Here is a 6,933-nt window from a genome sequence, read left to right as displayed (position 1 = left end):
AGCACCCTCTGGGGTCAGCGACGCAGCAATTATGCAGACCCTGCCGACCCCGGACTCGGCTTTGCCGGACAGTACCGTGACAGCGAAAGCGGGCTATGTTATAACCGTTTTCGGTACTATGATCCGACTGGTGGATGCTACGTCTCGCCAGACCCGATAGGGATAGCGGGGGGAGATAATAACTATGGTTATGTTCATAATCCTGTCAGTTGGGTTGATCCGTTTGGGCTGGCGGGATGTAGTATAAATCCTCGGCTAACAACTCGATTAGGTAAATGGCGAGAATACACAGCCAGTGGTGGGCGGATGAGTATGAATCAATGGGTTCGGCATACTCGTTCACAACCTTGGGGACATGGTTCACGAGGAGGATATTCTGATTGGCTAAATTCATTATCTGGACGTATTCATGGAAATAGTCGATTAGCTACTGGTTCTCATGATGTCTATGTAGTCCGTGAAATTGGAAGTGGCCGTTTATTGCATTTTGGTGAAACAGGACGAGGTTACATGGCGCGCTTTGCTGAACACCAAAAAAGATTCAATGAACTGGGTATTAAAACTTACCCTGAACATTTAGCAACAGTTGAGGGTAAAGCTGCGGCTAAGGTTTTAGAACTCCGTTATATTACTACATACGAACGAATTTTTGGTCATATGCCATCTTATAACCCGGTGTATCATTAATATGAATTTTTCTATTGCTGTCGTCTCAAAAAATAGAGCTTATACAAAAGCATATAAGCGAGTAATGCTTGATATTCAGCCATTAATAGAGGCGTTGGAAAATGCTGAAATGAAGTGTCCTATCGGTGATTCAATATTAATTATGGCTAGCGATGAAGGTGATATTAAACCTTACGAATTAGTTGAAATACCTAATAAAGATGCGCTCTTTCAATATTCTGTAGGAATCAAAGAATATATAAATGATGATGAGTTGAAAAAGGATTTATTTCTAATACTAAGACTCATTGTAGAAAAAGTTCCCTTTGCAACCCCAGATCATGAAAAGTATGAAAATATTTTTCGGATATGGAAACCAAAATTACTATTATCATAAAAAATAATAGCCGGAAGCGATCCCAACGATCCTTCCGGCTCATTATTATCCGTTGCTCAGCGGCGGTAATTTACCGTCCGTTCTCTATTCCCGCCAGATTAAGCCCGCCCGGAAAACGGTTCAGCCAGTACGTGACCGCATCCTCATCAAACGGGGCAATGCTCAGCGCGTGCAGGTCTTGCCACAGTGCGCGGATATCCTGCACGGTAATCACAATGCAGCCCGGCATGATGCGCAGCTTCAGCGGTTGCCCTGTGCTGAATCCCGCTTCCTTCAGCCACTGCCCGGCCATGTTGATGGCAGGCGTGTCGTGGTTGCCCTTGATGGGCCGGTAGCCTACCCGCGTAAAGCGTTCGTGCTGCGAGATTTTAAAAACGGTGGTATCTGGCGTCCGGGCGGTTGACCGCCTGCGGGGTGAACTCGGTGTGGTGCCAGCGGCGGCACCGTTGCCGCCTGTTGATAAACCCGGAGCATGCCATGTGTTCCGGCACTCGATGGCGACGCAGATGCTGGAGAACGGGGCGGACACGCGGCATATCCAGGCTATCTTAGGCCATGAGAAGCTGGAGACGACGCAAATCTACACGCGGGTCGCCATCGGCCACTTGCAGAAGGTGCATGAGCAGACGCATCCGGCAGAGCGGAAGCAGACAGCGGCAGGAAGAAAACGACACGAGTCACCCCTGACAAGGGATAAAAGAATGAGTATGATTAAATCCTACTTGGCGGGAGAAAGGGGTTACCAATGAGAACGACACAGCAGATGAGCATCACGTTGCCGAATGAGATGGCGGCACTGGTCAAAGCGCGTGTTGCCAGCGGCGAATATGCGTCGGAAAGCGAGGTCATCCGAGAGGGACTTCGGGCTTTATTGGCGCGTGATAATGCGGTGGAGAAATGGTTGCAGGAGCAGGTTGTTCCGGCATGGAATGCGCTGCAACGGGGTGAAACGGACAGCCTTAGCGGTAACGACATCAGAAGCAGACTGAAAGCCGAGCATAAGAAGGCGACCGGAGAGTCATAATGGAGTATCAGGTGGTGTTCGCACCCGAGGCGGAAGAGCAGCTTGCGGCGTTGTATGGTTATATCGCGGAGGTGGCAACACCGAATACGGCGCTAAGCTACACGGAAAGCGTGGTTGATTACTGTGAATCACTGGCGCTGTTCCCGGAGAGGGGAAACACCCGTAATGACCTTCTGACGGGGCTTCGGGTGACGAACTACCGTAAAAGAACGGCCATTGCCTTTATGGTGGAAGAAGATAAAAAGCAGGTAACGGTGCTGGGTATCTGGCACGGTGGTCAGGACTATGAAAGCGACCTGCTGACGGATGATGCTGACTGAACGCGCAGTGTTGCCAGACAGTCACAAAAAGTAGCGCGTTCCCTTCAAGGCCGCAGGACGGTGCAGGGCAAACGCTGCGCCGTCCGTGGCGCACCGCTTGCCTTATGTCGGTAAGGCGCTCCGGCAGTAAATGTCGCCCGGATAGCACTCACCTGGCAGACGTTTCACCGTCCCACAGCAAGCTGCGGAACGGCTCGCGCCGCGATAAACCCCGGTTCATTAACACAACGACTAATGGCAGCGGCTGACGCCGCTGCTATGATGTGGCGGTGCAGGCAAGGAAAGCCACGGCGTAGCGGTAGCGTGTCCGGGGGTAAAAGTGCGCGTCGGGGCGTTGGGGTTACGGGCGTGTTAATGTGGCCGAAACGCTGTCTGAAAAGGTTGTTGCTTCAAGGGGTTAAGTACGCTAAAAAGTACGACTGCACCGGAGTTGTCCCTATGACCCTATAGGGATAGCGGGGGGAGAAAGTAATTACGGTTACGTCCAGAACCCGACCTGTTGGGTTGATCCGTTTGGGTTGGCGAAGTGTCCGACGTTAACTCATGGTGCTAACGGGGAGATACTGTCAGCCAGAGCCACCGTATCAAAAGCCGAACTTAGAACAGGTTCTGGAACGAATCAAAGCTCCAGAGATTACGCTCGTTCATTAGGCAATCAAACCGATGATGCCGGACACATATTAGGTAATGTTCTTGGTGGGCAAGGCGGTAAAGGAAACGTGTTCCCGCAATTACCGGGTATTAACCGTAGTGAGTATCGTGTATTTGAAAATGAGGTCAGAAAATATATTGATAAGCATGGAACGGTAGATATCGATTGGTCATTTGTATATAAAAACGGTGGTACAAGACCGACTGATATTATTTACAACGTATCCCAAAATGGGAAAACAGTTCTTTACTCTGTATTTGGGAATTAATTATGAATGCAAAAGAAACACTGATTGCTTTTATGAAAGACATGAATAATTGGGAGAATAGTTATCGTGATGCTTTTATGGCCGATCACAGCGTGAACAAGGAACCATATTTAGCTGAACTGAATAACATTTTCAACAAGTGGTGCACTGTTAAAGAAAGAAAACAGGGGCGTCAAGTATCCATGAAGGTTAGCTTTCCACCTGACTATGATCCTGAAAATGATGAAATACTTGATGAAGATGCTGTAAAAAATAAAACATCTATCACTGTGCAAAAACATACTGGGTTTAAAAATAAATATCGTTACACACTTCATTATAAAAATGATGAGTGGCGTATTGATAAAAAAGAATGGCTTGATGATGATAAATGGAAGCAAGCCTATTTATGATAAAATAGCCGGAAGCGATCTGAACGATCCTTCCGGCTTTATTTTATCTGCTGTTTATTCCTTGATGTGTGGCGTCAGAGATTAATCTCCGTCTCAATCACTATCCTTCCCGTGCTCAACCATCACGGTTATCGGCACCCCCGTCATAAACCCCGACGCTTCCAGCCAGCGGCCTTTAAGGTTAATGGCGGACGGTGGGTTGGGTTTATCCGAATATTGGCGAAATAACGGGCAGGTAAAGTCAAAAACTCACTCACCCACGCCCCGTCAAGGCGGCATGGGTGAGTCAGAGGAAAACTAGGCGACTGCGGTGCCCTGTTCATCTTGATCGACGGCGAAGCAGGCAACTTGCTGTTCGCCGTAGGCTTTCAACTGCGGCTGGAACTGCGTGCAGGTGCTGAAGCAGCGTTGACAGCGGGCGTTGAAGGCGCAACCCGGTGGTGGATTTAGCGGACTAGGCAGTTCACCGGTCAGCTTGATGCGCTCGCGGCGTAAATCCGGGTTCAGGCGCGGCGTCGCGGACAGTAACGCCTGTGTATAAGGGTGGCGCGGGTTGTTGAAAATGGCATCTTTGCTGCCCTTCTCAACACAGCGGCCCAGATACATCACCATCACTTCATCAGCGATATGTTCGACCACGGACAGATCGTGCGAGATGAAAACGTAAGACAGCCCTAAGTCCTGCTGCAAATCCATCATCAGGTTCAGCACCTGCGCACGTACCGACACGTCCAGCGCCGACACTGGCTCATCGGCAATCACCACATCTGGGTCTAACATCAGCCCACGGGCGATAGCAATACGTTGACGCTGGCCGCCGGAGAACATATGCGGATAGCGGTCATAATGCTCCGTTTTCAGCCCGACTTTCGCCATCATCGCCAGCGCCTTTTCACGACGTTCAGCTTTAGACAGCTCAGTGTTGATCTGGAGTGGTTCTTCCAGGATCTGGCCGACTTTCTTACGCGGATTCAGCGATCCGTAAGGATTCTGGAAAACGATCTGGATCTTCTGTCGACGCAGTTTCTGTGCCACCGGATCAGGCTTTAACAAATCCTGCCCCTGATAGTACAACTCGCCTTCTGACGGAGTTTCGATCATTGTCAGCAGGCGGCCCAAAGTGGATTTCCCACAGCCGGATTCCCCTACCACCGCCAGCGTTTTACCGCGCTCCAGCGTAAAGGACACGCCATCCAGCGCTTTCACCATCCGCTCCGGCGCAAAAAAGCCCTTTTTCACCGGATAGTGTTTTTTTAAATCGATCGCATGCAGCAAATACGGCTGCGATGGTGCGTTCAGTTCACTCATAGGGTTGGTCTCCCCGCATCATCCAGCGGTGTATGACATTTCACCTGACGACCAGGAATATCGCGCAGTCCTGGTTCTTCCTGACGGCAGCGGTCCTGTGCATAGGGGCAGCGTGGGTTTAACAGACAGCCGTTTGGGCGATCGTATTTACCCGGCACCACGCCCGGCAGCGATGCCAGACGAGCTTTATCCACCGCAAACTCCGGCAGCGCACGTAGCAGCGCCTGAGTGTACGGATGGCGGGGAGCACGGAAAATATCCGCCGCTTTACCCGATTCCACCACCTGTCCGGCATACATCACGATGATGTGGTGTGCCGCTTCGGCCACCAGCGCCAAATCGTGTGTAATCAGGATCAACGCCATATTCTCGCGCTGCTGCAATTCGAGCAGCAGTTCGATGATCTGCGCCTGAATGGTCACGTCGAGCGCCGTGGTCGGCTCATCGGCAATCAGCAACTTCGGCCGACAGGCAATCGCCATCGCGATCATCACGCGCTGGCTCATCCCACCGGAAAGCTGGTGTGGATACACATCAAGGCGCGAACCCGGATCGGGAATCCCAACCAGCGTCAGCAGGTCAATTGCACGCTGACGGCGCGTTTTGCGATTACCACCCTGATGCACCTTGATAGCTTCCATGATCTGGTAGCCCACGGTGTAACACGGGTTAAGGCTGGTCATCGGGTCCTGGAAAATCATCGCGACTTCAGAACCCACCAGATTACGCCGTTCTTTCTCAGAAATTTTTGTTAAATCACGCTGGTTAAATTCCAGCTTGTCGGCCATCACTTTGCCGGGGTAATCAATCAGTCCCATAATCGCCAGCGAGCTGACGGACTTACCGGAGCCGGATTCCCCGACGATACCGACGACCTGACCTTGTTCGACCTGGTAGCTGATACGATCGACCGCACGAAACGGCAGATCCTCATCACCAAAGTGAACCGACAGTTTATCTACATTGAGCAACGCCATCTCTCTACCTCTATTACTGCTTGAGTTTGGGGTCGAGAGCATCACGCAAGCCGTCCCCCATCAGGTTAAACGCCAATACCGTCAGTAAGATTGCCAGACCGGGGAACGTCACCACCCACCAGGCACTTTGCGCAAACTGCAAAACGTCCGACAGCATGGTGCCCCACTCTGGCGTTGGCGGCTGTGCGCCCATACCGAGGAAACCCAAAGCAGCCATATCAAGAATGGCGTTAGAAAAACCGAGAGACGCCTGCACAATCAGCGGTGCCAGACAGTTAGGGAGAATGTTGACGAACATCTGGCGTGCCGAGCTGGCGCCCGCCACGCGTGATGCGGTGACGTAATCGCGGTTAACTTCCACGAGTACCGCCGCACGGGTCAAACGGACATAGTGCGGCAACGCCACGAAGGTCAGCGCCAGCGAAGCATTCACAATTGAAGGCCCGAAGACGGCGACCAGTACCAGCGCCAACAGCAGGCTTGGCAGTGCCAGCATGATATCGACGATACGCATGATGAGCGCATCGACCACACCGCCGAAATATCCCGCCAGCAGGCCGAAGATCACCCCCAACACCAGCGACAACGCTACCACCAGACAGCCGACCAGCAGCGACAGGCGTGCGCCGTACATCAGACGGGATAGGACATCACGCCCGACATCATCCGTCCCCAGAATAAACTGCCAGCTTCCGCCTTCTTGCCAGACCGGCGGACGAAGCAGCGCATCGCGGAACTGCTCGGCAGGTAAGTGCGGAGCCAACACGTTGGCGCCAATGGCGATAATCAGCATCAGTGCGACATACACCATGCCAACGACCGCCCCTTTGTTACGTTTAAAATAGTGCCAGAATTCCTGTAGCGGGGTCATCGGCTTCGGTGCGCTATTTACAACAGGTTCAGTGACGTGTGTCATCTTAGCCTTCCCC

Annotated in this window: 10 protein-coding genes and 3 pseudogenes; 8 read left to right on the top strand and 5 right to left on the bottom strand. The window is 51.8% G+C overall.

What is annotated here, in order from left to right; all coding sequences use genetic code 11:
• The 3 genes and pseudogenes from KP22_RS22075 to KP22_RS20330 form a co-directional block, all read left to right on the top strand.
• Positions 1 to 246: pseudogene (locus tag KP22_RS22075) on the top strand (RHS repeat-associated core domain-containing protein); the annotation flags it as partial.
• A gap of 60 nt (positions 247 to 306) precedes the next feature.
• Positions 307 to 687: a hypothetical protein gene (locus tag KP22_RS22565; protein WP_167333812.1), complete on the top strand. Its 381-nt coding sequence runs from the start codon at positions 307 to 309 to the stop codon at positions 685 to 687.
• A 1-nt stretch (position 688) separates the two neighbouring features.
• Complete coding sequence (locus KP22_RS20330; protein WP_231566915.1) at positions 689 to 1,063, top strand: hypothetical protein; 375 nt, start codon at positions 689 to 691, stop codon at positions 1,061 to 1,063.
• A 70-nt stretch (positions 1,064 to 1,133) separates the two neighbouring features.
• Here KP22_RS20330 and KP22_RS23090 read toward each other — a convergent pair whose 3' ends face one another.
• Positions 1,134 to 1,592 carry a SymE family type I addiction module toxin gene (locus KP22_RS23090; protein ID WP_414625937.1) on the bottom strand — a complete coding sequence of 153 codons (459 nt, stop codon included), beginning with the start codon at positions 1,590 to 1,592 and terminating at the stop codon, positions 1,134 to 1,136.
• Here KP22_RS23090 and KP22_RS22835 point away from each other — a divergent pair.
• The 5 genes and pseudogenes from KP22_RS22835 to KP22_RS20305 form a co-directional block, all read left to right on the top strand.
• Positions 1,525 to 1,812 (top strand): annotated as a pseudogene (locus tag KP22_RS22835) (tyrosine-type recombinase/integrase); the annotation flags it as partial. The gene KP22_RS23090 and the pseudogene KP22_RS22835 sit on opposite strands and share 68 nt — an antisense overlap.
• Positions 1,809 to 2,087, top strand: coding sequence for a type II toxin-antitoxin system ParD family antitoxin (locus KP22_RS20315; protein WP_039309268.1), 279 nt, complete (start codon positions 1,809 to 1,811; stop codon positions 2,085 to 2,087). The pseudogene KP22_RS22835 and the gene KP22_RS20315, both read left to right, overlap by 4 nt.
• A complete protein-coding gene (locus KP22_RS20310; RefSeq protein ID WP_039309266.1) occupies positions 2,087 to 2,407 on the top strand; it encodes a type II toxin-antitoxin system RelE/ParE family toxin in 321 nt (106 codons plus the stop codon). Before KP22_RS20315 ends, KP22_RS20310 begins: the two co-directional genes overlap by 1 nt.
• A 518-nt stretch (positions 2,408 to 2,925) precedes the next feature.
• A complete protein-coding gene (locus tag KP22_RS22065; RefSeq protein ID WP_244880050.1) occupies positions 2,926 to 3,327 on the top strand; it encodes a DNA/RNA non-specific endonuclease in 402 nt (133 codons plus the stop codon).
• Between the two features lie 2 nt (positions 3,328 to 3,329).
• A complete protein-coding gene (locus KP22_RS20305) occupies positions 3,330 to 3,719 on the top strand; it encodes an NTF2 fold immunity protein (RefSeq protein WP_039308035.1) in 390 nt (129 codons plus the stop codon).
• A 74-nt stretch (positions 3,720 to 3,793) separates the two neighbouring features.
• Here the strand turns inward: KP22_RS20305 and KP22_RS22960 are convergent.
• From KP22_RS22960 to dppC, 4 genes and pseudogenes are all read right to left on the bottom strand, one after another.
• Positions 3,794 to 3,926 (bottom strand): annotated as a pseudogene (locus KP22_RS22960) (SymE family type I addiction module toxin); the annotation flags it as partial.
• A 90-nt stretch (positions 3,927 to 4,016) separates the two neighbouring features.
• Positions 4,017 to 5,027: a dipeptide ABC transporter ATP-binding subunit DppF gene (gene dppF, locus KP22_RS20300; protein WP_039308038.1), complete on the bottom strand. Its 1,011-nt coding sequence runs from the start codon at positions 5,025 to 5,027 to the stop codon at positions 4,017 to 4,019.
• Positions 5,024 to 6,004 carry a dipeptide ABC transporter ATP-binding protein gene (gene dppD, locus KP22_RS20295; RefSeq protein WP_039326049.1) on the bottom strand — a complete coding sequence of 327 codons (981 nt, stop codon included), beginning with the start codon at positions 6,002 to 6,004 and terminating at the stop codon, positions 5,024 to 5,026. Before dppD ends, dppF begins: the two co-directional genes overlap by 4 nt.
• Positions 6,005 to 6,017: 13 nt before the next feature.
• Positions 6,018 to 6,920 carry a dipeptide ABC transporter permease DppC gene (gene dppC, locus KP22_RS20290; RefSeq protein ID WP_039308044.1) on the bottom strand — a complete coding sequence of 301 codons (903 nt, stop codon included), beginning with the start codon at positions 6,918 to 6,920 and terminating at the stop codon, positions 6,018 to 6,020.
• Positions 6,921 to 6,933: the final 13 nt, after the last annotated feature.

Origin of the sequence: Pectobacterium betavasculorum (assembly GCF_000749845.1) — a bacterium.
GTDB lineage: Bacteria > Pseudomonadota > Gammaproteobacteria > Enterobacterales > Enterobacteriaceae > Pectobacterium > Pectobacterium betavasculorum.
Note: the sequence above shows the minus strand (reverse complement) of the source record. Positions and strands in the feature narration are given on the sequence as shown.

Coding starts and splice junctions, on each gene's coding strand:
- KP22_RS20310 (WP_039309266.1), top strand. CDS start 2,087: ATGGAGTATCAGGTGGTGTTCGCACCCGAGGCGGAAGAGCAGCTTGCG.
- KP22_RS22565 (WP_167333812.1), top strand. CDS start 307: ATGAGTATGAATCAATGGGTTCGGCATACTCGTTCACAACCTTGGGGA.
- KP22_RS20305 (WP_039308035.1), top strand. CDS start 3,330: ATGAATGCAAAAGAAACACTGATTGCTTTTATGAAAGACATGAATAAT.
- dppC (WP_039308044.1), bottom strand. CDS start 6,920: ATGACACACGTCACTGAACCTGTTGTAAATAGCGCACCGAAGCCGATG.
- dppF (WP_039308038.1), bottom strand. CDS start 5,027: ATGAGTGAACTGAACGCACCATCGCAGCCGTATTTGCTGCATGCGATC.
- dppD (WP_039326049.1), bottom strand. CDS start 6,004: ATGGCGTTGCTCAATGTAGATAAACTGTCGGTTCACTTTGGTGATGAG.
- KP22_RS20315 (WP_039309268.1), top strand. CDS start 1,809: ATGAGAACGACACAGCAGATGAGCATCACGTTGCCGAATGAGATGGCG.
- KP22_RS20330 (WP_231566915.1), top strand. CDS start 689: ATGAATTTTTCTATTGCTGTCGTCTCAAAAAATAGAGCTTATACAAAA.